The following is a 25,977-nucleotide window of genomic DNA, read 5'->3' as shown; positions in this document are numbered from 1 at the left end:
CAGGCCGCGACGACGGGTTCGACAGGGCCGCAAGCCGGGAGCCAGCCAATGCCAGAGCCGACGCGCACCGACATTCTGATCATCGGGGCAGGGCCGGTCGGGCTGTTCGCCGTCTTCGAACTCGGCCTCTTCGACATGAAGTGCCACCTGATCGACATCCTCGACCGGCCGGGCGGCCAATGTGCCGAGCTTTATCCGGAAAAACCGATCTACGACATTCCCGGCTATCCGATCGTCTCCGCGCAGGGGCTGGTCGACAGGTTGATGGAGCAGATCGCGCCGTTCAAGCCCGGCTTCAGCTTCAACCGCATGGTGACGGGGCTGGAAAAGCTCGACGGCGGCGGTTTTCGCGTCACCACCGATGAGAACGAGGTGTTCGAGGCCAAGGTCGTGGTGATAGCCGCCGGCGGCGGCTCGTTCCAACCGAAGCGCCCGCCGATCCCCGGCATCGAGGCCTACGAACAGGAAAGCGTGTTCTATTCGGTACGCCGGATGGAGGAGTTCCGCGGCCATGACGTGATGATCGTCGGAGGCGGGGATTCCGCGCTGGATTGGACGCTGAACCTGCAGCCGCTGGCAAGAAGCGTGACGCTGGTGCATCGCCGGCCCGAATTCCGGGCCGCACCGGACAACGTCAACAAGATGTATGCGCTTCAGGAGATGAAGCAGCTCGAATTCCTCGTCGGCCAGGTGACCGGATTGAAGGGCGCGGACGGCAAACTCTCATCGGCGACCGTCAAGGGACTGGACGGCGACGTCGAGGTGCCGTGCACACGCCTGCTGCCGTTCTTCGGCCTGACGATGAAACTCGGGCCGATCGCCGAATGGGGCCTCAATCTCCATGAGAACCTGATCCCGGTCGATACGGAGAAATTCGAGACGTCGGTGCCCGGCATATTCGCCATCGGCGACATCAACACCTATCCGGGCAAGTTGAAGCTCATCCTCTCCGGTTTCCACGAGGCAGCGCTGATGACGCAAGCGGCCAAGCGCATCGTCAGCCCGGGCGAGCGCGTCGTCTTCCAGTACACGACGTCTTCGACCAGCCTGCAGAAGAAGCTGGGCGTGGCCTGATCGCGCCTCCCGCTCAGTTTCCTTTCGCCTTCTGATACGCCTCGATGCGCTGCAGGCGATAGATCAGCAGGCGCAGCAGGCGGCGTTCGAAGTTGGCGGCCTCAACCTTGTCGAAATAGTTCTGCGCCTTCTCGAGTTTGACGAGCACCTTTGCCATCATCGCCTTGGCTTCGGCGGCGGCTTCCGCGCAGTTCGGGGCAACGATGGAGGGCAGTCCGTCTTCCAGTTCCCGGGCGTGGTTCTTCGCGATGATGACGTGGCTTTCCTCGTGGCGCTTGATGTCGGCGCTCAGTGTGTCCCATATCAGCCGCACGTCGCTGTCCACGCGCTTCGGTCGGCGCCACTTGGGCAGGATGACGTTGGCCTTGACGCTGACATTCGCCTTGACGATGCGGCACCGCTTTTCGTCCTCGGCATAGCTGACGCGCATCGAAAACTTCATCTGCGTCGCGCCGGGATGCCTCTGGCCGGAGCTTTCGACATGCGGTCCGTATTTCCCAAGCTCTGCCTCTATCTCGTCGAGCGTACCGCCGCCGATCGAGAAATAGCTGTAGGTCCTGGAAACGGTGGCCGCGTTTGCCGCGGAGACGCAGAGGGCCAGCGCTGTTATCGGTGCCAGGATTCGTTTCGGCATCTTGCCATTGATCCCGCCCCGAGTCGGGCGGCCGCGAAGAACGCCGAAGAGCGAGCATAGGATAAAGGCCAATATGTGCTCTTCCTTCCATGTGGTTAGATGCCGAAGCGTGCGATACGCCGCCTGACCTGTCGTAATCGAAGCATCTCGGCGCCGCCAGCAACGTTATGCCGACGCATCTTTTGACCACATAGAGGTGAGGCTTGTCAGCCACACAGAGCGATCATGTTTTCCTGAGCTTGGGCGGCAATCTTGGCGACCCGGCGGATGCCATGGGCGAAGCGTTGCGCCTGCTCGACGCGGATGCCGGCACCGAGGTCGTCGCCGTCTCGTCGCTTTACCGCACGCCCCCCTGGGGCAAGCTCGACCAACCCGATTTCCTCAATAGCGCCGCCGAGATCCGCACGGACAGGGCGCCGCGCGCCTTCCTCGACCTCTGCCTCGACGCGGAGCGCCGGCTCAAGCGGGAGCGCCGCGAGCGCTGGGGGCCGCGGCTGATCGACATCGACGTCCTGCTGTTCGGAAAGCTCAGCCTGCACGAACCCGGCCTCGACATCCCGCATCCGCGCATGACCGAGCGCGCCTTCGTGCTGGTGCCGCTGGCGGAGATCGCGCCCAACCTCGAGATCGGCGGCAAGCCGATCGCCTTCCATCTCGACGCGCTCGACCGTGCCGGGATCGAACGCCTGCCGTCCGGCCGGGACTGGTGGAAAGAAGTGCCGGAAGGCTGATCCCGCGTCAGCCGGCGAAGCCGCCTTGATCCAGAAACGCCTGCTCCTCCGGCGTCGTGTCGCGGCCGAGAATGGAATTGCGGTGCGGGAAACGGCCGAACTTTTCGATGATGTCGCGGTGACCCCGCGCATGTTTGGCGAACTCCTCGCCCATCAGCGTGTTTAGCCGGACTGCTTCTTGCTGGTCGGCGATATTCTCCGAGTGGGCGAAAGGCAGATAGAAGAAGACCCGGATCGGCCCTTCGAAAGTACGGTCGTAGCCGGCGGCCATCGCATCGCGGGCGATGCGTCGCGCATGTGGATCGGTCGCGTACATGCGCCGGGTCTTGCGGAAGCAATTGCGCGGAAACTGGTCGAGCAGGATCAGCAGCGCCAATGATCCTTCGGCGCTATCCGCCCAGCTATCCAGATCGCCCCGCGCCGCCGCCTCATGGGTATCGATGAAGCGCTCGCGGAAGGCGACGTCGAAGGCGTCGTTCTTTTCGAACCATTTTTCCGGCCCGGCCTCGCGCCAGAAATTCACGACTTCGCGCGCCGTCGCTATCATCGCTGGTTCCTCAAAGTTTCTGGCCGGCGGTCTGGGCAAGAATGTCGGCGGTCTCCGGGTTCATGGCCTGGCCCGGCCGCTTCGGCGGCGCCAGCGGAGCCGGCACCGGCGCGTTGCCCTTCATCAGGCCGCGCCCTGCCTGCAGCCCGCCGGCAAGTTGCAGTTCCAGCCGCTCGGCATCGCGGCGTCGCACGTCGGCCAGGACCTCCGCGACATCCTCGTCCTCGGCGCCCAGCGTTTGCAGCGCCTCGCCGCCGAGCAGCAGCGCCGACTCGAAAGTCTCGCGAAGCTGGAAATCCACGCCGGCCTTGATCAGCGAGATCGTCGTGCCGCGGTCGTAGGCGCGCGCCAGCACCGGCACCATCGGGAATTCCGACTTGAGCAGTTCGGCGATGCGGATCGCCGTGTCGCCCTTGTCGACGCAGACGAGCACGGCCCGCGCCTGATGCGCGCCGGCCGCATGCAATATGTCGAGCCGCGTGCCGTCGCCATAATAGACCTTGAAGCCGAAATCGGCCGCCGCCTGGATCATCTCGACGTCGTTGTCGATGATCGACACCTCCATGCCGCGTAGCAGCAGCGGCTGGCTGGCGATCTGGCCGAAGCGGCCGAAGCCGATGATCAACACGCTGCCGGTCAGCCCGTCGGCTATGTCGACGCCTTCCAGCGACTGGGTCTCGCGCGGCGTCAGCCGGCGCATCGCGATGATCACCAGCGGCGTCAGCACCATGGAGACTATGATGATCGCCGTCAGCACCGCGCTTTCATTGACGCTGATGATGCCTTCCGAAAAGGCCGCCGCATAAAGCACGAAGGCGAACTCGCCGCCCTGCGCCATCACCACGGCGCGTTCCAGACCTTCGCGGTGGCCGGCCCCGAGCAGCCGCGCCACGACGTAGATGCCGACCGCCTTCATAATCATGTAGGCGATGACGTAGAAGGCGACCAGGCGCCAGTCCGCCCACACGACGGCGAGGTTCAGCGACATGCCGACGGCCATGAAGAACAGGCCGAGCAGGATGCCGCGGAACGGCTCGATGTCGGCTTCGAGCTGGTGCTTGAAGGTCGATTCCGACAGCATGACGCCGGCGAGGAACGCGCCCATCGCCATCGACAGCCCGCCGAGCTGCAGCGCGAGCGCCGATCCCAGCACCACCAGCAGCGCGGCGGCCGTCATCACCTCGCGGGCGCGGGATTCGGCAAGGATGCGGAAGAACGGATTGAGCAGGTAGCGTCCGGCAACGATCAGGCCGACGATCGAGCCCATGCCGATGGCGATGCCGGCAAGCCGCTCCGTCCAGCCCATATGCTCGCCGCCCGGCGCCAGGAAGGCGACCAGCGCCAGCAGCGGCACGATCGCAAGATCCTCCAGCAGCAGCACAGAGATGATGCGCTGGCCCTTCGGCGTCGCGATGTCGCCGCGCTCTTCCAGAAGCTGCATGACGATTGCGGTGGACGTCAGCACGAAACCCGCGCCGGCGACGAAGGAGGCGGCGACCGGAAAACCCGTCACGATGCCGACCATTGTGAGCAGGGCGGCGCAGAGCCCGACCTGGAAGACGCCGAGGCCAAAAATCTCGCGCCGCAGGCTCCAGAGCCGCGACGGCTCCATCTCTAGTCCGATGATGAACAGGAACATCACCACGCCGAGTTCGGCGACGTGGAGGATCGCTTCCGATTCGTAGAAAATGCCGAGGCCGAACGGGCCTATGACCACGCCAGCCGCGAGATAACCGAGGATCGACCCCAGCCCGATGCGCTTGAAGATCGGCACGGCGACAACACCCGCCGCCAGCAGCGCCACAACTTGAATGAGGTCGCTGCCAGAGTTCTCAACCGCCATGTGCTTTCCCGTACGCGCTCGCACAGGACCGGCTGGCCCCGTCAGCCGCTACGATAGGGATTTGGGTTGCGCTGTGCCAGTGCCGGATGGACGCGGACGGCGATCCGCCGATCCATAAAATCAGTCGATCGAGCCGACGGCGGTGGTGTCCAGGCGCTTCAGGCTGACGCCGATAACCGGCACGAGCTGCTTCTCGACACGCACCGAAATGGTGACGTTCATGGTGTTGTCGCTGGCGAGCCGGGCCTGCATGATGCCGTTGAGCTGCTTGCGGTTGATCGCCAGCACGACCTTCTGGCCACTCTCGACGACGTTTCCGGAAATGATGTCGAGCCCCTTGCCCTCCGCCCCGTCGAGGAAGGTGCCCTGGTAGCGACCGGCCTTGTGCTCGATGGACGCCGTCATCTTCTGCGTGAAAACGCCGACGCGGCAACTGCCGTCCAGCACCATGCCGGGCTTGTTGCCGGGCGTCTTGCCGGCGAAGGTGCAGTTGAATTTTGTGCCCTTGTATTTGCCGGCGACGATCTCGCCCGGCCCAGCCCAGTTTCCCTCCACCGATTCGAAGAACTTCTTGTCGCGGTCGGCGGCGGAGGCGCCGGTTGCGGGCAGGGTGACGGCGGCCGCTGCGAGGATCATCGAAACGGCGGAAAAAGACACGAACTTCATCGAGGACTGTCCACGCACAAGAGGCTGCTTTGCTATGTGCGACCATGACCAAGATTGGTTAATGCTTTCCTTCACAGGCGGGTTTTCGACCGATCGGAGGGCCGACGAGGCGGCGTCGCCTCACTTGCCGGACATGTCTTTTCCGGCTGCCTTGCTGTTGGTGAAGGAAGCGAGCGCGGCAAGAAAATCCGTCAGCTTCGGACGTTTCAGAGCTGTGAAGGGCAGGGGCCGCACCGTCTCCATGGCGGCGATGCCGATTCGCGCCGTCATCGTGCCGTTGACCACGCCTTCGCCGAGTTTCGCGGAAAGCCGCGCGGCCAGCCCCTGGCCGACGATCTGGTGGACGAAATCGTCGCCGGCGGCGATGGCGCCAGTGACGGCCAGATGCGCGAGCACGCTGCGCGCCAGCCGGAAAAAGCCCAGCGTGCCCGGCCGTCCGCCATAAAGTTCCGAAAGGCGGCGAATCAGCCGGCCCGCTTCGAACACGACATAGGCGAGGTCGACCAGCGCGCGCGGGCTGACGGCGGTGACAATCGACACCCGCTTGGCGGCGTCGAGGATCATGGAGCGGGCTCGCGCATCGAGCGGGCCCAGGATCTCCGCTTCGGCGAGCCGGATCAGATTTGCGCCGTCGATGATCTCGCCTTTCAGGTCGGCCAGCGCCCTACGGCCGGCGGCGGTCTCGGCGTTGGCGGCGACCAGCGTGGTGAGTTCGGCGACGACTTTTCGGGCAGCCGTGGCATCGTCCTGCCGTATCGCTTCCGTCGCGGCATCGCGCAGATGCCCGATCGTCGAAAGCCGCGACAGTGCGAGCATTTCGCGGGCGAAGATGACGATCAGCGCGAGCAGAGCCACCGCCGCCGCCGCAGCCGCCACCCACCCCAGCCATTCGGCGCGCTCGAACAGGTCGCGGATCAACTGGTCCGTCCACAGGCCGATGGCGAGCGAGACCAGAATGCCGAAGGCGGTGCCGAAGATCGTCGCCGGCCATGAGCGTTTCTTTGGCGCCGTGGCAGGCGGCGGGTCGCCGGCGGCGGCTTCCGGTTCGGAGAAGAAATCGGTCTCGGCCGGCAGCACGAACGCCTCCTCGGCTTTCAGCGCGCGCGGCGGTCTCGGCCGGGCTGGTTGTTCGGTGGTGGCCGGTCTCACAGCGGAAGCCGGTTGCGGGGCGGCAGCCGGCGGATCGGACGGTTCGCTGGACAGGCGGAACGATGCGGGCTTTCGGGTCATGCGAGACGATCCCCCAGCAGGAATTGCATGGCGCGATCGAGCCGGATGTGCGGCAGCGACAAGGTCATTCCGTCAGCCGTCCGCTCCAGCTTCGGCGGGCGAAAGCGGACGAAGCGGATGGCATTCTCGTTGGGGTTTCCGGAAGCCGTCTCGAACGCCGAATCGATTCTGACCGGCAGGTCACCTGGAAAGACCGCCGTCTCGGTTTTGCCGTCGAAAACCTCGTCGCCGATGGTCTCGCCCTTCAGCGGCGTGCCGATGATCACCGGCAGTTCCTCGCGTCCCTGTTTCACCGTACCCTCGTGGGTCGCCCGGACCGCCGCCATGGCAAGCACGTCGACCTCCGCACCCGTCAGGTCGGCCCGCTTCACCGCGCGGTCGGCGATGCGCTTGACGATCGCCTGCAATCGGTCGTGGCTCTCGTGGTGCAGATGGTCGGCCTTGGTCGCGGCGACAAGGATGCGGTCGATGCGGTGCGAGAAGAAATCGGTCAGGAACCCGCCGCGCCCGATGCGGAAGCAGGCGAGGATTTCACCCAGCGCGCGCTCCAGGTCCGCCATCGCCCAGGGCCCGGCGTTGAGGGCCTGCAAGGCGTCGACCAGCACGATCTGCCGGTCCAGCCGCGCGACATGCTCGCGGAAGAACGGTTTCACCACATGCGTCTTGTAGGCTTCGTAGCGGCGTTCCATCATCGCCAGCAGCGACCCTGGCCGCGCGGCCCTTGCATCGCCGAGAACCAGCGGCGAAAAGGTAAGCGCCGGCGAGCCGTCGAGGTCGCCGGGCATCAGGAAGCGGCCGGGCGGCAGGGTCGACAAGGCACGTTCGTCGAGCTTGCAGGCTTTCAGATAGCCGGCAAAGGCTTTGGCCAGGCGACGCGCCGTCATTTCATCCGCCTCGGCATCCGGATCGGCGGCCGCTGCCAATTCCCGCCATTGGGCGGCGAGGTCGGCGCGCACGGGCAGGGCCGCGAGATCGACGGCTTCTTTCGAGAATTCGCGAAAATCCTTGCCCAGCAGCGGCAGGTCGAGCAGCCATTCGCCGGGATAATCGACGATGTCGATGGCGAGCCGCCCGCTGGAAAACATGCGATTCCAGCCGGATGCGGACTCGTATTCCACCGTCAGGCGAAGCTCCGAAATGGCCCGTGTCGAGTCCGGCCAGATGCGGGCATTCACCAGCGCCTCGACGTGGTCTTCATACTGGAAGCGCGGCACCGCGTCGTCGGGCTGCTCTTCGAGCCTGGCGCGGGAAATGCGGCCGGATTTGCGCGCCTCGAACAGCGGCAGCCGCCCGCCATGGATCAGATTGTGGACCAGGGCGGTGATGAACACTGTCTTGCCGGCGCGCGACAGGCCGGTGACGCCGAGGCGCAGCGAAGGAGACGAGAACATGGCAGTCGCGCGGCCGGCGAATGTGTCCAGCGCAATCCGCGCCTCGTCGGTGAAACTGGTGAGTGACGCCAAGCCGGATGCCCCGCTGCGAACCGTTCCGGCGATATAGGCGAGCGAGGCGGCAATTGAAATGCCGGCACCCGATTCGCGGAACCGGCTAGCTGTCCGCCGGCGTCACGAACGCCTCGACATGGCCCTGGCCGGGACGCGCCTCCGAAAGCGGCGCCTGAAAACCGATCACCGCCAGACCGGACGTCGGAAAGCCGGAGCGCAGCAGGTGGAGCGCCGGTGCTTCGCCCGCGCCGGCGACGGCGATCGCGAGATCCTCCATCATCGGGTTGTGGCCGATGATCAGCAGCGATCCATGCCCGCCCTGCTTGTGGACGATCGAAAGATAGCCCGCCGCGTCCTCGGAGTAGAGCGCCTCGATAAACACCGCGCGTCCGATGTCGGCATGGCCGGCCACGCCCTCCAGCGTCTGGCGCGCGCGTAGCGCGGTCGAGCACAGCGTCAGGTCCGGCACGTAGGCCCGGCCCCGCATGATCGAGCCGATCTTCTCGGCGTCCCTGACGCCGGCAGCGTCGAGCGGGCGGTCGAAATCGCGCATTCCGGGCTGCGCCCAGCCGGCCTTGGCATGCCTGAGAAGATAGAGCGTGCTCATCCGGCGTTCCCTTGCGGAACTCGGCAATAGCCGTCAAGGCGGCGCGACGCAATGGCCGGCTTCGATCGTCATTACCTTATCAAATCAATGTCATGCAGGCCGTGGTAAGCCGACGCGAACCCGCTTGCGAGCGCACCTAACAATTGCGTGACGGCCAAGAGGATTGATCTTGTGCCCTATCGGGGCGGCGAATATATAGGCGCCAAAAAACTAGGGGTAATGGGATGAGTCGAATGAGCGTTCTCGTTAATGCCGACTACGTGCCCTCGGAAGATGAGCCCTTCATGAATGAACGGCAAAAAGCCTACTTCCGGGCAAAACTCATAACTTGGAAGAACGACATACTTAAGGAAGCCCGCGAAACACTCGAAATTCTTCAGCAGGAAAACGCCAACCACCCCGATCTCGCCGACCGAGCCTCATCCGAGACCGACCGCGCCATCGAACTCAGGGCACGCGACCGCCAGCGCAAACTCATCTCCAAGATCGATTCGGCGCTGATGCGCATCGACGAGGGGACCTACGGGTTCTGCGAGGAGACCGGCGAGCCGATCTCGCTGAAGCGCCTGGACGCCCGTCCCATCGCGACCCTGTCGATCGAAGCGCAGGAACGCCATGAGCGCCGCGAAAAGGTCTACCGCGACGACTGACATGGTCTGAAACCGGGACGTATAGAGCGAAAAAGCGGCGTGGAGCCGCTTTTTCTGTTTGTGAGGCGAGATCGAGGGTTACCGGCGCGGGTTCGAAAGCTCGCCGAGCAGTTTTGCCATCTCTTCATCCAGCGACGGTGTCGGCTGCGGCTTGCCGTTCTTCGGCTCGCTGCTGCGTGTTTCACTGTCGTCCAGCGACACTTCCAGTTCCTTGAGCAGGGCGTCGTCCAGGTCCTCGGCCGGCGCGGGAATGGGATTGCCCCGCAATGTCGGAGCCGGCGGCAGCGTCGGCGTGGCGCGGGCCTCGGGACGCGGCGGGATGGACGGCGGGGCAACCCTGGCCGGTTCCGGACGCTGGACGGGGCGCGGCGGCAACATTTCCGGCGGGCGGGGTGCTGCCTGTGGCGGAATGCGGTTCGGGCTCGGCGCCGGTGCAGGCGGCGGAGCGGCGCGCAACGGCTCTGGCGGCCGTCGTGCCGGAGCGGCGGGCGGCTGTGGCAGCACCGCCGGCTGCGGCGGTGCCGGCGATTCCCTGTTTGGCTCGGTCGGAGCGGCGGGCCGCCGCTGCTGACCGATGCGGATGTCCCGCTCGACCACGATGTCGGTCGTTCCACCGATCAGAAGCAGATGTTCGATGTCATCGCGGCGGACCAGGATCAGGCGCCTGTGGCTATCGACGGCGGTCGCGTCCATCACCGCCAGCCTCGTCTTGCGGTTGCGGCCACCGGCCACGAATGTGCCCGAAAAGGTGCTGCGCAGCAGCCTGATGACGAACAGCAGCAGGATAAGCCCGACCAGCGCGAGCAAGATCACCACGATCGCCTGCGAATATCCTGGACCTGCTACCTCGTCCAACCAGTCCAGCCCCATTTTCCATCCCCGTGTCACAGCCAGCCGCGGCGCGACACTAGAGCAACGGGCGTGCGGATGGAACCTTTCTGTGCGCATGGTTTCCGACTAGGCTTAAAGCCTGGCGATATGTCGCGGATGGCCACTTTTCAGGCCGAAATGAGGCTTTTCGGAGCTTTTTGCCGGGGGGCTTTTCAGGCTAAGGAATAAAATGGCCTTGGCCGATTCGAAAAAGGGCAAACAGCGGAAATGGCGGGGATCGCGCTCTGATGGCGAAGGACACGCGCGGCGATTTTTACCCCGCACCGATCGTCGACCAAGGCACGCGGCCCGGTGCGATTACCCGGCTCATCATCTTCATCGTGGTCTTGACCGGCGCTGCCATCGTCTTCGGCATCTTTCGAGAGAGGCTGGGCGATCCGTTCCTGCTCGGCATGCTCGGCGTGCTCGCCATGACCGGCGTCGGTTTCCTGTTTGCCGCCGCGATCGGCTTCGTGCAGATCGCTTCGAGGTCGACCACCGACGAACTGTCGAAATCCTTCATCGATTCGATGGCGCACGGACTGATCGTCACCGACAGCAAGGCGCGGGTCATCTACGCCAATCGCGCCTATGCCGACATGACCGGCGCGTCGAGCGCCACCGACCTGAAGAATGTCGAGTCGCTGCTTTCGGATGTTCCCGAGGCTGCCGACACCATCTATCGGCTGGCCTCCGGCCTGCGCGACGGCCAGCCGGGAACCGGCGAATTCCGGATGGCTCGGTCGATCAGGCCCGGCGTGGACAGCGGCCCGCGCTGGTATCGGGCGCAGGCGCGGACGTTCAAGGTCCCTGGCGAGCGCCAGCTGCTGTTTGCCTGGCAGCTTGCCGACATTTCGCGCGAGAGGGCCGAGCAGGAGCGCTTCTTCCTCGATCTGCAACAGGCCATAGACCATCTCGATCATGCGCCGGCCGGCTTCTTCGCCGCCGACGCGGAGAACCGAATCACCTATGTCAACGCCACGCTGGCCGAATGGCTGGGTGTCGACCTCACCAGCTTCACGCCAGGCGCGATCACGCTTGCCGGCATCGTCGCGGGCGACGGCATGGCGCTGATCCGCTCGGTCAAGGCCGACCCGGGCACCACCAAGAACGCCGTCATCGATCTCGACCTCGCAATGTCGACCGGACAGGCGCTGCCGGTGCGTTTCCTCCATAGGGTCACCGCCAACCGGGACGGTTCCAGCGGGCCGACCCGCACGATCGTGCTGAACCGGACGCAAGGCGAGGATTCCTCCGGCGATCTAAGGGCTTCCGAGAACCGCTTCACGCGTTTCTTCAACTCCACGCCTATGGCCATCGCCGGGGTTGACCAGCAGGGACGCATCGTGCGCACCAACGCGCCGTTCTTCTCGCTGTTCTCCAGCATCGTCGACCGCGACGCGATCGATCGCCATGTCCGCTTCGATTCGGTGATCCACGAGCGCGATCGCGCCGCCTTCGCGCTGGCGCTGGAGAAAGCGCGCCGCCGGCAGGCCGAGATCGATCCGATCGACACGGTGCTGCCCACCAATGAGGAACGCCACATCCGTCTCTATGTAAACGCCGTGGCGGACGGCCCCGGCATCGAGGAGGCCGAGGAGGCGGCGATCGTCTACGCGGTCGAGATGACCGAGCAGAAGGCGCTGGAAGGCCAGATGGCCCAGAGCCAGAAGATGCAGGCGGTCGGCCAGCTTGCCGGCGGCATCGCCCATGATTTCAACAACGTTCTGACAGCCATTATCATGGCCTCCGACCTGCTGCTCACCAACCACCGGCCGTCCGACCCGTCCTTCCCCGACATCATGAACATCAAGCAGAATGCCAACCGGGCGGCGTCGCTGGTCCGGCAGTTGCTTGCCTTCTCGCGAAAACAGACCTTGCGGCCGGAAGTCCTCAATCTCACCGACGTGCTCGCCGATCTGCGCATGCTCTTGGCCCGGCTGATCGGCAACAGCGTAAAACTCAAGGTCGACCACGGCCGCGACCTCTGGCCGGTCAAGGTCGATATCAGCCAGTTCGAGCAGGTCGTCGTCAATCTGGCCGTCAACGCGCGCGACGCCATGCCCTCCGGCGGCACGCTCACCGTCCGCACGCGCAATGTCACGGCGGAGGAATCGCGCAGGTTCGCTTCCTATCATCGGGAGCTGGAGAAAAGCGATTTCGTGCTGGTCGAGGTCGAGGACACCGGCACCGGCATCCCTCCGGACGTGCTGAAAAAGATCTTCGAGCCGTTTTTCACCACCAAGGAAGTGGGCAAGGGCACCGGGCTCGGCCTGTCGATGGTCTACGGCATCATCAAGCAGACCGGCGGTTTCATCTTCTGCGACTCCGAGGTCGGCAAGGGCTCGGTCTTCCGGATTTTCCTGCCGCGCCATGTTCCCGAAATCCGCGTCGTGCCGGAAGCGGCGAACCAACCTGGATCGCCCGATCAGGCGTCGCCTTCGGCCGCCAATGGAGCCGCTACGCCGGCCAAGCAGCCGGACGCTACGCGCGATCTCTCCGGTTCGGCGACGGTCCTGCTCGTCGAGGACGAGGACGCGGTGCGCATGGGCGGCATGCGGGCACTCACCTCTCGAGGCTACACCGTCCACGAGGCGTCCTCCGGCGTCGAGGCGCTCGACATCTACCGTGAGCTGGAAGGCAAGATCGACATCGTGGTCTCCGACGTGGTCATGCCGGAGATGGACGGGCCGACGCTGCTCGGCGAGTTGCGCAAGATCGACCCGGATATCAAATTCATCTTCGTTTCCGGCTATGCCGAGGACGCCTTCGCCCGCAATCTGCCGGCCGAGGCGAAATTCGGCTTCCTGCCGAAGCCTTTTTCTCTCAAGCAGCTTGCAACCGTCGTAAAGGAAGTGCTGGAAGGCGAGTAGGTTCGCTGGGACGCGCTTTCGCGAGGGAATGCGCAACCCTTTCGAGCCGTTGGTCCCGCGGGGCTATCTATGTGGACGCTGCTGAACCTGGTCGGAGACCCTCATGACGCCGCACAACGAGGCTTCGCCGGGTGACTATGCCGAAACCGTCCTGGTTCCCGGCGATCCCTTGCGCGCCAGATGGATGGCCGAGACGTTTCTCGACGATTGCCGCTGTGTGAACAATGTGCGCGGCGCTCTGGGTTTCACCGGGTTCTATGAGGGAAAGCGCGTCAGCGTGCAGACGACCGGAATGGGCCGGCCCTCCTTCACCATCTACATCCACGAACTCGTCGCATCCTATGGCGTGCGTAACATTATCCGCGTCGGTTCCTGCGGCGCGCTGACCGCGTCGACGCCGTTGCGCGACATATTCATCGCCCAGAGCGCGGTGATGGATTTGGACGTTGCAGCCGGCCAACCGACCGGTCATCCCGATGAGGAACTGGCAAGCCTTGCCGCGGAAGCAGCGCGCGCCGCGAAAATTCCCTTCCATGCCGGGCCGATGGTCTCGAGCGACGTCTTCTACCATCCCGAGCCGGAAACCCGCTTTGATTTGCCGCGGGCAAACGGGATCACCGCCGTGGACATGGAAACGGCGAATCTCTTCGCGCTTTCCGCCTCCCTCGGCTTTCGGGCGGTGTCGATCTGCACCGTGGTCGACAGTCTGTTGACGGGCGAGGAGACGGCGCTGTGCGAACGGCAGGAATTGTTCCGGACGGCGGCGCGGGTCGCATTCGACGTGGCCAAGGCGATCGGCTAAGGCCAGCCGCGAACTGTTCGCGGACGAAGCGACGCGCGCATCGCGCCCTATTGGTAGGCGTTGAAGTAGACGCTCAGGCAGCTTCGCTGTGCAGCGCGGCCTGCTCCATGTCGCTCGGCCGGTGGCCGCGCAGATAGAGCGCGCAGGTGGTGCGCAGCATGGACGCGAAGTTTGGGATCTGGCCGTTGATCTCGATCGCCTCGTCATAGAGCTTCGAGATGAATTTCGGCGTCGTCAGGCCCTGGCCGGCCGCGATCTCGTCGAGCAATTCCCAAAACGTAACTTCGAGCTGGATGCTGGTCGAATGTCCACCGATTCGGATGGAGCGGTTGATCTGCCTGTAACCCTCGGGATCCTGGCCCGCGAATACCCTGCACATGTCGGTCTCCTCCTCGTTCTTGGTCTTGGCCGCGACGGTTGAAGACGGGCGGCGGAGCTTCTCTTCCCGGAACCATATTCCGCGCAAACGATGTCCGCCGCAATCGGACTTTCGTCCGCCGGGCCGAAATCGGCTTCACAATCGTGGTAACCGGCTGCCACCACATGCGGGCCGGGCGGCTCATAATCGTTTCCGACAGCATGACGGAGATCGATTTGGCCAAGGCAGTACACAGCATGATCCGCGTCCTGGACGAGGCGCGTTCCGTATCTTTCTACAAGACCGCTTTCGCGCTCGACATAGCCGACCGTCTGGATTTTGAGACCTTTACGCTCATCTACCTGCGAAACGGGAAGGCCGATTTCGAGGTCGAGTTGACCGTCAACAAGGGGCGCGCCGAGCCCTATGCGCTCGGCGACGGCTACGGGCATATCGCCTTCGTCGTCGACGATCTCGACGCCGAGCATGCCCGCTTTGAGGCAGCCGGATTCAATCCGCGCAAGATCGTCGAGTTCAACAAGGATGGCGGGCTGCTGGCGCGCTTCTTCTTCGTCGAGGATCCGGACGGCTACAAGATCGAGGTTCTGCAGAAGCACGGACGCTTTCGATAGCAGCGCGCGGGAGGGACGCTCGCCAGCCAGCAAGGGCGCCGGACAGCGCCGACAGCAAGCAAGGGAGGTAGGAATGGTCACCATCTACGACAAGCGGCCCGGTATCTCGCGCCGCGAACTGCTCAGGCGGGGAGGGGCGGCCGGCGCCCTGCTCGTCATCAGCGGCACGGCAGTCATCAGCCCGCGGAACGCCTGGGGCCTGGAGACCACCACGCTGAAACCGGAAAGCATGGCGACGCTGATCCAGATGGCGCGCGACGTCTATCCGCACGATCAGGTGCCGGACAAATATTACGCCATCGCCGTCAAGAGCCATGACGAGGCGGCCGCCAAGGATTCTGCCCACAAGGACCTCATCGAGAAGGGCGTCGCCGATCTCGACCAGCGCTCCGGCGCTATCGGTTATCGCGGTCTCGGCTGGGAGGATCAGCGCGTCGCCGTGTTGCGCCAGATCGAGGGTACGCCGTTCTTCCAGGCGATCCGCGGCGGGCTGGTCGTCGGTCTCTACAATCAGCCGGAGATCTGGCCGATTTTCGGCTACGAGGGCGAATCCTATTCCAAGGGCGGTTACATCGCGCGCGGTTTCGACGACATCGAGTGGCTCTGACTGCCAGCCGATCCCGTCGAAACCTGTGAATTCAAAGCCTTTGGGAGGAAACCATGGCTGCAAAGTATGATCTCAACGACGACAGCGTTGTCGTCATCATTGGTTCGGGCGCCGGCGGCGGCACGCTCGGCAACGAACTCGCGCAGAAAGGCATCGACACCGTCATCCTCGAAGCCGGACCGCGGGTCGAGTATGACGAATTCGTCAACAACGAATGGGAGTCTTTCGGCCAATTGGCATGGAAGGACCTGCGCACCACCGGCGGCACCTGGCGGGTGGCGAAGGATTTTCCCAACCTGCCGGCCTGGATCGTCAAGGCGGTCGGCGGCTCGACAACGCACTGGGCGGGCGCCTCGCTGCGTTTCCAGGAGCATGAGTTCAAGACCCTGACCCACTACGGCAAGATCGAGGGCGCAAGCCTCCTCGACTGGCCGATCTCGCTCGCCGACCTGGAGCCTTACTACGCCAAGGCCGAGGACAAGATGGGCGTGACCCGCACCAACGGCATCGAGGGACTGCCAGGCAACAACAACTTCAAGATCCTGAAGGCCGGCGCCGACAAGCTTGGCTACAAGGAATGCCACACCGGCAACATGGCCATCAATTCGGCCGAACGCGACGACCGCAACTCCTGCCAGCAAACCGGATTCTGCTTCCAGGGCTGCAAATGGGGCGCCAAGTGGTCCACGCTTTACACCGAAATCCCGAAGGGCGAGGCGACCGGCAAACTTGAGGTCCGGCCCAATGCGCAGGCGGTCAAGATCGAACACGACGCCACCGGCAAGGTGACCGGCGTTACCTATGCCGACAAGGACGGCAAGCTGCACACGCAGAAGGCGCGCATCGTGTCGGTGGCCGGCAACTCGATCGAAAGCCCGCGCCTGCTGCTGAACTCGTCCTCGACCATGTTCCCGAACGGTTTGGCCAACTCATCCGGCCAGGTCGGCAAGAACTACATGCGCCACACTACCGGCTCGGTCTATGCGATCTTCGACAAGCCGGTGCATTTCTACCGCGGCACGACCATGGCAGGCATCATCCGCGACGAGGCGAAACACGACACGTCGCGCGGCTTCTCCGGAGGTTACGAGATGGAGACGCTGGCGCTCGGCGTGCCGTTCATGGCCGCCTTCCTCGACCCCGGCGCCTGGGGACGTTCGTTCACCACGGCGCTCGACCATTACGACCACATGGCCGGCATGTGGATCGTCGGCGAGGACATGCCGCGCGACATCAACGCGGTGACGCTCGATCCCGAAGCGAAGGATGCGTTCGGCATGCCGGTCGCGCATGTCGCCTTCACCGACCACGAGAACGATGAGGCAATGCGCGCCCATGCCTACCGCCAGGGCACCGCGCTCTACGATGCCGTCGGCGCGACCCGCACCTTCCCGACGCCGCCCTATCCCTCGACCCACAATCTTGGCACCAACCGGATGAGCGAGAAGCCGAGCGATGGCGTCGTCAACAAGTTCGGCCAGACCCACGACATCAAGAACCTGTTCGTCTCCGACGGCAGCCAGTTCACCACCGGCGGAGCGGAGAACCCGACGCTGACCATCGTCACGCTGGCGATCCGCCAAGCCGACTACATCGCGCAGGAGATGAGCGCGAAGAACATCTGACGCCCTCCCAAGGGGCCTTCTGGCCGGCGGGGTTTGCCGATGCGGCGCCCCGCCGGCTTTTTGTCTCCAAATTCAAGGCTTGTACGGTCCGGGCGTTTTTTCGGCTGCCCGGTGTCGGAACCGGTCGGGCGCCAACGTCCTCGTGGCATCGGCCGGCCGCCTTGACGAGCGCGCCGCCGCCATGAGGAGACGAAAATGCTGAAAACGGTCCTGATGACATTGCTTGCCACCGCCACGCTCACCGTTCCTGCCGCTGTGCGTGCGCAGGAAGCCGCGCAACCCAAGGCCGATGCCGCGACCGAAAAGAGCGGTTACGTCGAGGCCGGTGGGATCAACTATTACTACGAAATCCATGGCAGCGGCGATCCGCTGTTGCTGCTCCATGGCGGGCTGGGTTCGACCGGCATGTTCGCGCCGATCCTGCCGCAACTGGCCGCAAATCGCACGGTCATCGGCGTCGATCTGCAGGGTCATGGCCATACCGCGCTGGGTGATCGTCCGATCAGCCTGGAAGCCATCGGTGACGACATGGCGACCGTCGTCAAGGCGCTGGGTTACGACAAGGTGGACGTGCTCGGCTATTCCTTCGGCGGCGGTGTCGGCTTCCGCTTCGCCGTGCAGCATCCCGAGGCCGTTCGCCGCCTGGCGCTGGTTTCGGCCGGCTACGCGCGCGACGGATTTTATGCCGATATTCTCGCCCAGCAGGCTCAGGTCGGCGCGGCCATGGCCGACTTCATGAAAGACACGCCGATGTACAAATCCTACGTCGCGGAGGCGCCCAAGCCGGAGGATTTTCCAAGACTGCTCGATGCTATGGGTAAGCTTATGACCGTGGACTATGACTATTCGGCCGACGTGCAGACACTGAAGATGCCGGTCATGCTGGTGTTCGGCGACAGCGACATGTACCGGCCCGAGCACGTGATAAAATTCTATCAGCTCCTCGGCGGCGGGCTGAAGGATGCCGGCTGGATGCGCGAGAACCTTTCGCGGAACCGGCTGGCGATCATCCCCAACCGCACCCACTACGACATGTTTTTCGCGCCGGAGCTGACGACAACGGTACTGCCGTTCCTGAACGGTCAGACCGCGGTGAAGAACTGGGACGACGTGGTAAACGAATCGCAGTGAGTTTGCGGGTCATCCGAAATCCGGGTTCGGCGGTCGGGGCTTTCGGCGCTTCGTGGCGAACCACCACCTAGAAGACGCACCTTGGTCACCGAGGCTCTGTTGCCCCCCGGCGCTTGCGATTCGTGCATCGTGGCATCCGAAAGCAAGTTGTTGGCAGCGCAGAGCAAGCGCAGGATCATCGAGTGCAACTAGTAATGGCTGGCTTTGACTTCGCGTCAAGGCAAGCGAGCACTTGGGCTTGGGGCGAGTTCTGGGCTGGCGGCAATACTGCTTGGTGCAGCACCATGCTGCCCAACTCGTGGCGGGACGCTTGCGCTCCGGTTTCGCGCGGCGTCTCGCCGCCTTTCGATATTTTGCCCAACAAGCTCATGGCGGAGATTCTCCGCCGTTTGAGGCCGGCGGCGCGAGTAATGCATAACAGGCAACCCGCGCCGCCGCGCGCTCGCCGCGGCAGCCCGAAAAAAACCAACATGCAGGCTAGACGCCCAGAGAACGCCGATAGGCCAACGGGCTCTTGCCGAACCAACGCTGACAGGCATGGGTCATGCCGCTCGGGTGATGAAATCCGAGCAGCCACGCGATCTGCGAAATCTGTATTTCGGGTTCCTCAATGTACCGCACCGCCAGGTCGCGCCGCAACTGGTCGAGGATTTCCACAAAACTCAGTTCCTCGGCCTGCAAACGGCGGGCAAATGTCCGCTCGCTCAGCCCCAGGCGCTTGGCGACGATCTTGGATCTTGCTTCCGCGTGAGGCAGGAGGGGCGCAATGGCATTTTCCACGACAGTGCGAAACGGCTGGGGCTTCGAGGTGCGGGTCGTTTTTGCTTCCTCGCAACTCTTTACCATCAACTCGTTCAGAAACGGATCGTCGCCAACCAATGGCAGCTTGACCACGGCCGCGTCGAAACGCATCTCGTCCGAATACGCGCCGAACTGAACCCCGCAGCCCAGCCTGCGCTCGACTTCACGCAGGTCTCCAGACCGATGGTGAATAAAACTCGCGCCGGTCGGCATTATCCGTTGTCCGACAAACTGCCGGCACATCCGCAAGAGAACGAGGAAGAGAAACTCGAGATGGTGCCGGTCCCTGTGACGCGCTATCCCGGCAAACGAGAGGCTCACGCGGCATGCCGAATCAACCTGGATACGGGCTACCAGCGCCTCGTTGGTTACGCAGACATATCGTTCCACGCGGCGAAGAGCGTCGCCAAGCGTGTGGGAAGAGGCCGCGACATAATAAAACATCCCCATCTCGCGCAGATCGAAAGTCTCGGCAAGGGACAGTCCGAACCACGCGTCGCCGGCCGCTTCCGACGCCAGATCGAGAAAATCAATCTGGGCGGCCGCCGCAACACGCTTGCCCCCCGAAAGCGCGGCGGAAGTGAGGCCGGATTGCGCAAGCAACGGCCTGGGGTCGACCGCCCGCGCCCGCAACGCGGCCAATGCAAGGCGGGCCGCCAGTCCCGCTGTGGTCGGGACTGCGGCCACCTTTCGGAAGGGCGCTTTGGTCAGTTGGTCCAAGTGCGGCCGCCGCGTCAGTCTCTCGCGCTTGTTCATACCGGGTCTGGCAGCCGGGAGCAAATCGCCAGCCGCGGCCGGGCCGCGCCGGCGGGCAGAAGTCCCCGCGCTGTCGATGGAATGGCGATCGCCTGTCGGTGGGAATACATCTTCCGGCGGTGGCTTTCGATTCCTTTTGCCGCGCAGCGTAATGGCCTTGGTCTTCGCTGCGAGGCCTTGGCCTTCGCCGCGAGACCGCCTATCGATGGTGGCGAGGTGTTGCCATGCTGAGAGTCCAGAAAATCCCGATCGACTCGATCTATGTGCCGGCGGCCCGGCGCAAGACGCTGCATCCCGAGACGGTGCGGCTACTGGCAGAGGATATTCTCGAAAACGGCATGAAGCTACCGATACAGGTCCGCCTCGACGGCAACCGGCACGTGCTGGTGGAAGGTCTGCATCGGCTCGAAGCGGCGAAATGGCTCGGCGAGACCACCATCGACGCGTATCTGGTGCATGCGCGCCGGCATTGAGGATTTTGTTCATGACCAGATTTCTGGGCGGCTGCCTATGCGGCGCGGTGCGGTATTGCGCCGAAGCCGAACCGATCAACCAGCGCGTCTGCCATTGCCGACTTTGCCAGCGGGCCATTGGCGCGGCCTTCAATGCACGCATCCTGTTCAGCATCGACGACGTGATTTTCGACGGCATGGTGGCGACCGTGCATTCCTCGCCGGACCTGAAGCGCGGCTTCTGCCCCAACTGCGGCACCACGATCTTCTCGCGCCGCGACGCCGCCGGCATCATGGGCATCACCACCGGATCGCTCGACGACCCGTCAGTGTTTCAACCAGAGATGCACATTTTCACCGCCTCGAAGCAGCCATGGGTGACCATCGACGACGGCCTGCCGCAATACGAGGCCGGGCCTCCGCCGGCGTAAGCGGTCGCAGACACTGCTAGTCCGCCGCAACCCTTCCCCCGATCATCCCCGTAATCTCGGCCGCCGCCTCCCGTATCATCGGCCCCAGTTCGGCAACCCGCTCCGGCGTCACGCGCGCGGTCGGGCCGGACACGGAAATGCCGCCGATCGGCTCGCCGAACTCGTTGAAGATGGCGGATGCCACGCAGCGCATGCCGGGGTGGCGCTCCTCGTCGTCGAGCGACCAGCCGCGCCGCTTGATCGTGCCGAGGTCGCGGATGAGGGCAGGGGCGTCGGCCAGCGTCCTGCCGGTAAACGCTTCCAGCCCGGTGCGGCGGATGATTTGCGTGACCCGCTCCGCCGGCAGGTTCGCCAGCACCGCCTTGCCGATGCCGCTCGCATGAAATGGGCTGCGCGTGCCCGGCCGGAAGAAGGCGCGGATCGCCTGATGAGTCTCGACCTGGCTGATGAAAACCACGCAATCGTCCTCGGCCAGCCCGAGATTGGCGGTCTCGCCAGTCCTTTCCATCAGGTCCTGCATGACGCCGCGCGCCCGGTCCGCCAGTTTGCGCCGCCGCAGGAAGGCCGCGCCCATCCTGTAGGTGGCGACGCCGATCGACCATAGCTGCTCGGTCTTCTCGAACTCGACCATGCCATGCGTCTCCAGCGTGGTCAGCATTCGATAGGCGGTCGACGCCGCGATGCCCGAGCGCTCGGCCACCTCGCTCAGCGACAGTCCGTCGGCTTCCGCGACGATGGCCAGAATCTTCAGGCCGCGGTCGAGCGATTGCACCGCGTTGGCCTCGGGCGTGGCGTTGAAGGCGCGGGGCCGGCCGCGCTGGCGCTTCTCGGGATTTTGCATCGCACAAAAATAAAAAACTTTTCTGGAATTGGGAAGAGCGAATTTCTGGAAAACAGATTGTGCTTTGAAATCAGTGAATAATGTAAATTCATAAGGAATGAAAAAATATTCTGGAAAAATTGAAAAATGCCTGCCGCTCTGGCATTCTCCCCCCAATTCCAATCGCATTCGAAACTAGGAAAGGGCCGGCCATGCCGAAAATGCGCGCTGTCGATGCCGCTGTTCTCGTCCTCGAAAAGGAGGGCATTTCCTGTGCCTTCGGCGTGCCCGGCGCGGCGATCAATCCCTTCTATTCGGCGATGCGGGCGCGCGGCTCGATCCGCCACATCCTGGCGCGCCATGTCGAGGCCGCCTCGCACATGGCGGAGGGTTTTACCCGCGCCAAGGCTGGCAATATCGGCCTGTGCGTCGGCACCTCCGGCCCGGCCGGCACCGACATGATCACCGGCCTCTATTCGGCGTCGGCCGATTCCATTCCCATCCTCTGCATCACCGGCCAGGCGCCGCGCGCCCGACTCACCAAGGAGGATTTCCAGGCCGTCGACATCGCCGCGATTGCCGCGCCTGTCGCCAAATGGGCGGTCACCGTCATGGAGCCCTACCAGGTGCCGATGGCCTTGCAGAAGGCTTTTCATCTCATGCGCTCGGGCCGTCCGGGGCCGGTCCTCGTCGACCTGCCGATCGACGTGCAGCTCGCCGAGATCGAGTTCGACATCGACGCCTATGAGCCTTTCGCCGTCGCAAAACCGGCGATGACGCGAAAACAGGCCGAAAAGGTTCTGGCGATGCTCAACGAAGCTGAGCGCCCGCTGGTCGTCGCCGGCGGCGGCATCATCAACGCCGACGCCTCCGACCTTTTGATCGAGTTCGCCGAGATATCAGGCGTTCCGGTCATCCCGACCCTGATGGGCTGGGGCTCCATCCCCGACGACCACCGCCTGATGGCCGGCATGTGCGGCCTGCAAACTTCGCACCGTTACGGCAACGCCACCATGCTCGCCTCGGATTTTGTCCTTGGCGTCGGCAACCGCTGGGCCAACCGCCACACCGGTTCGGTCGACAAATACCGGGAGGGGCGCAAATTTGTTCACATCGACATCGAGCCGACGCAGATCGGCCGGGTCTTTGCGCCGGATCTCGGTATCGCGTCCGATGCAGGTGCTGCCCTGAAGGCGCTGCTCGACGTCGCCACCGAATGGAAGACGGCAGGCAAACTGCGCGACTGGTCGGGCTGGGCCAAGGAGTGTCAGCAGCGCAAGAAGACGCTGAAGCGCAAAACGCATTTCGACCAGGTGCCGCTGAAGCCGCAGCGCGTCTATGAGGAGATGAACAAGGCGTTCGGCCGCGACACCACCTATGTCACCACCATCGGCCTCAGCCAGATCGCCGGCGCGCAGTTTTTGCATGTCTACAAGCCGCGCAACTGGATCAATTGCGGCCAGGCCGGCCCGCTCGGCTGGACGCTGCCCGCCGCGCTCGGCGTGCGCGCCGCCAATCCCGACGCTGACATCGTCGCTTTGTCTGGCGACTATGATTTCCAGTTCATGATCGAGGAACTGGCGGTCGGCGCGCAGCACAGATTGCCCTACATCCACGTCGTCGTGAACAACGCCTATCTCGGCCTGATCCGCCAGGCGCAGCGCGGCTTCTCCATGGATTTCGAGGTCAGCCTCGCCTTCGAGAACATCAATCGCGGCGAGGGCGCCGAGCCCGGCTACGGCGTCGACCATATCGCGGTCGCCGAGGCGATGGGCTGCAAGGCGATTCGCGTGCGCCGGCCCGAGGATTGCGCGGCTGCCTTCGCGGAAGCCGAGAAACTGATGGCGGAGCATCAGGTTCCGGTGGTCGTCGAGTTCATCCTGGAGCGGGTCACCAACATTTCGATGGGCACCGAGATCGACGCGGTTGTCGAATTCGAGGAACTGGCCGAACGCAACGAGGACGCGCCGACGGCGATTGCGTTGCTGGATTGAGGGTATGACATCGGTGCGTCCTTCGAGGCTCGCCCATTCGAGTTGGCGCCCGGTTTTCGCTGGCGGGGAGGGCTCGCACCTCAGGATGAGGACCGGTGGGGCTGTATCGCTAATCGCCAGCGTTGTTGGTCTGGTGAGTTGTACGCGGAATTGGATCTACAACGAGAGTTGCACACAAGATCGAGAGATGGTGCACCATGTAAGCGGACGGAATTTTAGTGACGGACTTTGAAAATAGGCGAATCGCGCCGCCGGTCCTCATCCTGAGGTGCGAGCCCGCACGACGGACAAAGTCTTGGCACTAAACTCACAAGGGCGAGCCTAGAAGGACGCACCGGAAGCTTCTACATTCGAAGGAAACCCAAATGCCGCGTTTTTCCGCCAACCTGTCGATGCTTTTCACCGAGCATGATTTCCTCGATCGCTTCGACGCCGCCGCCCGCGCCGGCTTCACCGGGGTCGAATATGTCGGCCCGTATGATCATCCGCCCGAGACGGTCGCCGCACGGCTGAACAAGAACGGCCTGACGCAGGTATTGTTCAACCTTCCGCCCGGCAACTGGGCGGCTGGCGAGCGGGGCATCGGCTGCCTGCCCGACCGCATCGACGAGTTCCGCAAAAGCGTGGATACGGCGATCACCTACGCCAAGGCGACCGGCTGCGGCCAGGTCAACTGCCTCGCCGGCATCGCGCCCACCGGTGCCAACCGCGAAGCGCTTGAAAACGTCTTTGTCGAAAACCTGAAATACGCCGCCCCGCGTTTCGAGGCCGCCGGGATCAAACTGCTGGTCGAGGCGATCAACACCAGGGTCGACATCCCCGGCTTCTTCCTGACCAATTCGGCCCAGGCGCTGGCGATCATCGACCGCGTCGGTTCGGACAATCTCTATTTCCAGTACGACATCTACCACATGCAAATCATGGAGGGGGATCTCGCCCGCACCATCGAGGAAAACCTCGGCCGCATCGCGCATATCCAGCTTGCGGACAATCCCGGCCGCCACGAACCGGGGACGGGCGAGATCAATTTTCCCTACCTCTACGAACACCTGGAACGGATCGGCTATGCGGGTTGGATCGGCGCCGAATACAAGCCGCGCGCTGGCACCGAGGCGGGACTGGGGTGGTTCAAGGCGTTGAGCGGAAGGAAGAGCGCGGCGTAACGCCGGTTTCCCTCCCCCTTGAGGGGAGGGTGGCCGCGTAGCGGCCGGGTGGGGTCACCTCCACCGCACCAGCTTCAAGAGAACGTCGAGCACTGCCGCGGCGACCGCACCCGCCTCGCTTCGCTCGGCACCCTCCCTCAGGGGGGAGGGAAGAACCGGAGAACACCATGCAAACAATCGGCTTCATCGGTCTCGGCATCATGGGCGCGCCGATGGCGGGACATCTGCTCGACGCCGGCTATACGGTCCTCACGTCGGACCACAGGAAACCGGCGCCGGCTGATCTTGTGGCCAAAGGGCTGAAGACCGTCTCCGGCCATGCCGCTGTGGCAAAGGCCGCTGACATCGTCATCACCATGGTCCCCGACACGCCGCAAGTCGCGGACGTGCTGTTCGGTGAAAACGGTGTCGCCGAAGGGCTTTCCAAGGGAAAACTCGTCATCGACATGAGCTCGATCTCGCCGATCGAGACGAAAAAATTCGCGGAAAAAATCAACGCACTGGGCTGCGACTATCTCGACGCGCCGGTGTCGGGCGGCGAGGTCGGCGCCAAGGCGGCGTCACTGACCATCATGGTCGGCGGCCCGGAGGCGGCGTTCGAGCGGGCGAAGCCGGTGTTCGAGAAGATGGGAAAAAACATCACGCTGGTCGGCGGCAACGGCGTCGGCCAGACCACCAAGGTCGCCAACCAGATCGTCGTTGCGCTGACCATCGAGGCGGTCGCCGAGGCGCTGGTGTTCGCGTCGAAAGCCGGCGCCGATCCGGCAAAGGTCCGGCAGGCGCTGATGGGCGGGCTGGCCGCGTCGCGCATCCTAGAAGTGCATGGCGAGCGCATGGTCAAGCGCACTTTTGCGCCCGGCTTCCGCATCGAACTGCACCAGAAGGATTTGAATCTCGCGCTGGAAGGCGCCAAGGCTCTCGGCGTGGCGCTGCCGAACACCTCGACGACGCAGCAGCTATTCAATTCCTGCGCGGCCAATGGCGGCGCGAAGGAGGATCACTCGGCGCTGGTGCGGGCGCTGGAGCGCATGGCGGGACACGAGGTGGCATGAATCGTCGTCACCTATCCGCCAGCAACGGGGCGGGATGAGTCGCCGGCTATAAGCTTTCTTTGGCCCCCGGATGCGCTACCGGCCGCCACCGTCGCGCGAGCATGACGAACCAGGAACCGCGCAATTGGCCGGTTGCACACCGGGGACGCCCGCCAGATTCTGGCAGGCCGTCAGCGTCGAGAG

General features: G+C 64.1%; 25 protein-coding genes. 14 read left to right on the top strand and 11 right to left on the bottom strand.

Annotated features, from left to right (window positions below; genetic code table 11):
- Window positions 1-48: 48 nt before the first annotated feature.
- Window positions 49-1,074: an NAD(P)/FAD-dependent oxidoreductase gene (locus ABMA59_RS13655; protein ID WP_349005914.1), complete on the top strand. Its 1,026-nt coding sequence runs from the start codon at window positions 49-51 to the stop codon at window positions 1,072-1,074.
- Between the two features lie 13 nt (window positions 1,075-1,087).
- Here ABMA59_RS13655 and ABMA59_RS13650 read toward each other — a convergent pair whose 3' ends face one another.
- Complete coding sequence (locus ABMA59_RS13650) at window positions 1,088-1,708, bottom strand: DUF922 domain-containing Zn-dependent protease (RefSeq protein WP_349005913.1); 621 nt, start codon at window positions 1,706-1,708, stop codon at window positions 1,088-1,090.
- Window positions 1,709-1,911: 203 nt separating this feature from the next.
- On the opposite strand from ABMA59_RS13650, the gene folK reads away from it, so the two are divergent.
- Window positions 1,912-2,439 (top strand): 2-amino-4-hydroxy-6-hydroxymethyldihydropteridine diphosphokinase, encoded by a 528-nt coding sequence (gene folK, locus ABMA59_RS13645; protein ID WP_349005912.1) that lies wholly within the window; start codon window positions 1,912-1,914, stop codon window positions 2,437-2,439.
- A gap of 7 nt (window positions 2,440-2,446) precedes the next feature.
- Here folK and ABMA59_RS13640 read toward each other — a convergent pair whose 3' ends face one another.
- The 6 genes from ABMA59_RS13640 to ABMA59_RS13615 all read right to left on the bottom strand — a co-directional run bounded on the left by ABMA59_RS13640 (window position 2,447) and on the right by ABMA59_RS13615 (window position 8,777).
- Complete coding sequence (locus ABMA59_RS13640) at window positions 2,447-2,986, bottom strand: DUF924 family protein (RefSeq protein ID WP_349005911.1); 540 nt, start codon at window positions 2,984-2,986, stop codon at window positions 2,447-2,449.
- A 10-nt stretch (window positions 2,987-2,996) separates the two neighbouring features.
- The gene (locus ABMA59_RS13635; protein WP_349005910.1) at window positions 2,997-4,829 is read right to left on the bottom strand and encodes a monovalent cation:proton antiporter-2 (CPA2) family protein; all 1,833 of its coding nucleotides are present in this window, start codon (window positions 4,827-4,829) and stop codon (window positions 2,997-2,999) included.
- A 120-nt stretch (window positions 4,830-4,949) separates the two neighbouring features.
- The gene (locus tag ABMA59_RS13630; protein WP_425475913.1) at window positions 4,950-5,495 is read right to left on the bottom strand and encodes a hypothetical protein; all 546 of its coding nucleotides are present in this window, start codon (window positions 5,493-5,495) and stop codon (window positions 4,950-4,952) included.
- A gap of 120 nt (window positions 5,496-5,615) precedes the next feature.
- Window positions 5,616-6,725, bottom strand: coding sequence for a YcjF family protein (locus tag ABMA59_RS13625; RefSeq protein WP_349005909.1), 1,110 nt, complete (start codon window positions 6,723-6,725; stop codon window positions 5,616-5,618).
- Entirely contained in the window at window positions 6,722-8,188 is a 1,467-nt protein-coding gene (locus ABMA59_RS13620; protein WP_349005908.1) for a YcjX family GTP-binding protein, read from the bottom strand. The genes ABMA59_RS13625 and ABMA59_RS13620 overlap by 4 nt, the downstream gene beginning before the upstream one ends.
- 85 nt (window positions 8,189-8,273) lie before the next feature.
- A complete protein-coding gene (locus ABMA59_RS13615; RefSeq protein WP_349005907.1) occupies window positions 8,274-8,777 on the bottom strand; it encodes a SixA phosphatase family protein in 504 nt (167 codons plus the stop codon).
- Window positions 8,778-9,010: 233 nt separating this feature from the next.
- On the opposite strand from ABMA59_RS13615, the gene dksA reads away from it, so the two are divergent.
- Window positions 9,011-9,427 (top strand): RNA polymerase-binding protein DksA, encoded by a 417-nt coding sequence (gene dksA, locus ABMA59_RS13610; RefSeq protein ID WP_349005906.1) that lies wholly within the window; start codon window positions 9,011-9,013, stop codon window positions 9,425-9,427.
- A 78-nt stretch (window positions 9,428-9,505) separates the two neighbouring features.
- Here the strand turns inward: dksA and ABMA59_RS13605 are convergent, their stop codons facing one another.
- Window positions 9,506-10,297: a hypothetical protein gene (locus tag ABMA59_RS13605; RefSeq protein ID WP_349005905.1), complete on the bottom strand. Its 792-nt coding sequence runs from the start codon at window positions 10,295-10,297 to the stop codon at window positions 9,506-9,508.
- 248 nt (window positions 10,298-10,545) lie between these two features.
- Between ABMA59_RS13605 and cckA the strand changes: the two genes are divergently transcribed.
- Both cckA and ABMA59_RS13595 read left to right on the top strand, forming a co-directional pair.
- On the top strand, window positions 10,546-13,170 hold the full coding sequence (gene cckA, locus ABMA59_RS13600) for a cell cycle histidine kinase CckA (RefSeq protein ID WP_349005904.1): 2,625 nt from the start codon (window positions 10,546-10,548) through the stop codon (window positions 13,168-13,170).
- 103 nt (window positions 13,171-13,273) lie between these two features.
- Window positions 13,274-13,972: a purine-nucleoside phosphorylase gene (locus tag ABMA59_RS13595; protein ID WP_349005903.1), complete on the top strand. Its 699-nt coding sequence runs from the start codon at window positions 13,274-13,276 to the stop codon at window positions 13,970-13,972.
- 73 nt (window positions 13,973-14,045) lie between these two features.
- Here ABMA59_RS13595 and ABMA59_RS13590 read toward each other — a convergent pair whose 3' ends face one another.
- A complete protein-coding gene (locus ABMA59_RS13590; protein ID WP_349005902.1) occupies window positions 14,046-14,351 on the bottom strand; it encodes a ribbon-helix-helix domain-containing protein in 306 nt (101 codons plus the stop codon).
- 215 nt (window positions 14,352-14,566) lie between these two features.
- On the opposite strand from ABMA59_RS13590, the gene ABMA59_RS13585 reads away from it, so the two are divergent.
- From ABMA59_RS13585 to ABMA59_RS13570, 4 genes are all read left to right on the top strand, one after another.
- Window positions 14,567-14,962 carry a VOC family protein gene (locus ABMA59_RS13585; RefSeq protein ID WP_349005901.1) on the top strand — a complete coding sequence of 132 codons (396 nt, stop codon included), beginning with the start codon at window positions 14,567-14,569 and terminating at the stop codon, window positions 14,960-14,962.
- A gap of 73 nt (window positions 14,963-15,035) precedes the next feature.
- A complete protein-coding gene (locus ABMA59_RS13580) occupies window positions 15,036-15,569 on the top strand; it encodes a gluconate 2-dehydrogenase subunit 3 family protein (RefSeq protein WP_349005900.1) in 534 nt (177 codons plus the stop codon).
- Window positions 15,570-15,622: 53 nt separating this feature from the next.
- Window positions 15,623-17,194: a GMC family oxidoreductase gene (locus ABMA59_RS13575; protein ID WP_349005899.1), complete on the top strand. Its 1,572-nt coding sequence runs from the start codon at window positions 15,623-15,625 to the stop codon at window positions 17,192-17,194.
- 195 nt (window positions 17,195-17,389) lie between these two features.
- A complete protein-coding gene (locus tag ABMA59_RS13570) occupies window positions 17,390-18,325 on the top strand; it encodes an alpha/beta fold hydrolase (protein WP_349005898.1) in 936 nt (311 codons plus the stop codon).
- 477 nt (window positions 18,326-18,802) lie between these two features.
- Here the strand turns inward: ABMA59_RS13570 and ABMA59_RS13565 are convergent, their stop codons facing one another.
- Window positions 18,803-19,846, bottom strand: coding sequence for an AraC family transcriptional regulator (locus tag ABMA59_RS13565; RefSeq protein WP_349005897.1), 1,044 nt, complete (start codon window positions 19,844-19,846; stop codon window positions 18,803-18,805).
- Window positions 19,847-20,106: 260 nt separating this feature from the next.
- Between ABMA59_RS13565 and ABMA59_RS13560 the strand changes: the two genes are divergently transcribed.
- Both ABMA59_RS13560 and ABMA59_RS13555 read left to right on the top strand, forming a co-directional pair.
- Window positions 20,107-20,355 carry a ParB N-terminal domain-containing protein gene (locus ABMA59_RS13560; protein ID WP_349005896.1) on the top strand — a complete coding sequence of 83 codons (249 nt, stop codon included), beginning with the start codon at window positions 20,107-20,109 and terminating at the stop codon, window positions 20,353-20,355.
- Between the two features lie 11 nt (window positions 20,356-20,366).
- The gene (locus tag ABMA59_RS13555) at window positions 20,367-20,765 is read left to right on the top strand and encodes a GFA family protein (RefSeq protein WP_349005895.1); all 399 of its coding nucleotides are present in this window, start codon (window positions 20,367-20,369) and stop codon (window positions 20,763-20,765) included.
- Between the two features lie 16 nt (window positions 20,766-20,781).
- On the opposite strand, the gene bhcR is transcribed toward ABMA59_RS13555, so the two are convergent.
- Entirely contained in the window at window positions 20,782-21,606 is an 825-nt protein-coding gene (gene bhcR, locus ABMA59_RS13550; RefSeq protein ID WP_349005894.1) for an HTH-type transcriptional regulator BhcR, read from the bottom strand.
- Between the two features lie 191 nt (window positions 21,607-21,797).
- Between bhcR and gcl the strand changes: the two genes are divergently transcribed.
- From gcl to ABMA59_RS13535, 3 genes are all read left to right on the top strand, one after another.
- Complete coding sequence (gene gcl, locus ABMA59_RS13545; RefSeq protein ID WP_349005893.1) at window positions 21,798-23,579, top strand: glyoxylate carboligase; 1,782 nt, start codon at window positions 21,798-21,800, stop codon at window positions 23,577-23,579.
- Window positions 23,580-23,944: 365 nt separating this feature from the next.
- Window positions 23,945-24,742 (top strand): 2-oxo-tetronate isomerase, encoded by a 798-nt coding sequence (otnI, locus tag ABMA59_RS13540; RefSeq protein WP_349005892.1) that lies wholly within the window; start codon window positions 23,945-23,947, stop codon window positions 24,740-24,742.
- Between the two features lie 167 nt (window positions 24,743-24,909).
- Window positions 24,910-25,794 (top strand): 2-hydroxy-3-oxopropionate reductase, encoded by an 885-nt coding sequence (locus ABMA59_RS13535; RefSeq protein ID WP_349005891.1) that lies wholly within the window; start codon window positions 24,910-24,912, stop codon window positions 25,792-25,794.
- Window positions 25,795-25,977 lie beyond the last annotated feature (183 nt).

The organism is Mesorhizobium yinganensis (genome assembly GCF_040081985.1).
GTDB lineage: Bacteria > Pseudomonadota > Alphaproteobacteria > Rhizobiales > Rhizobiaceae > Kumtagia > Kumtagia yinganensis.
Note: the sequence above shows the minus strand (reverse complement) of the source record. Positions and strands in the feature narration are given on the sequence as shown.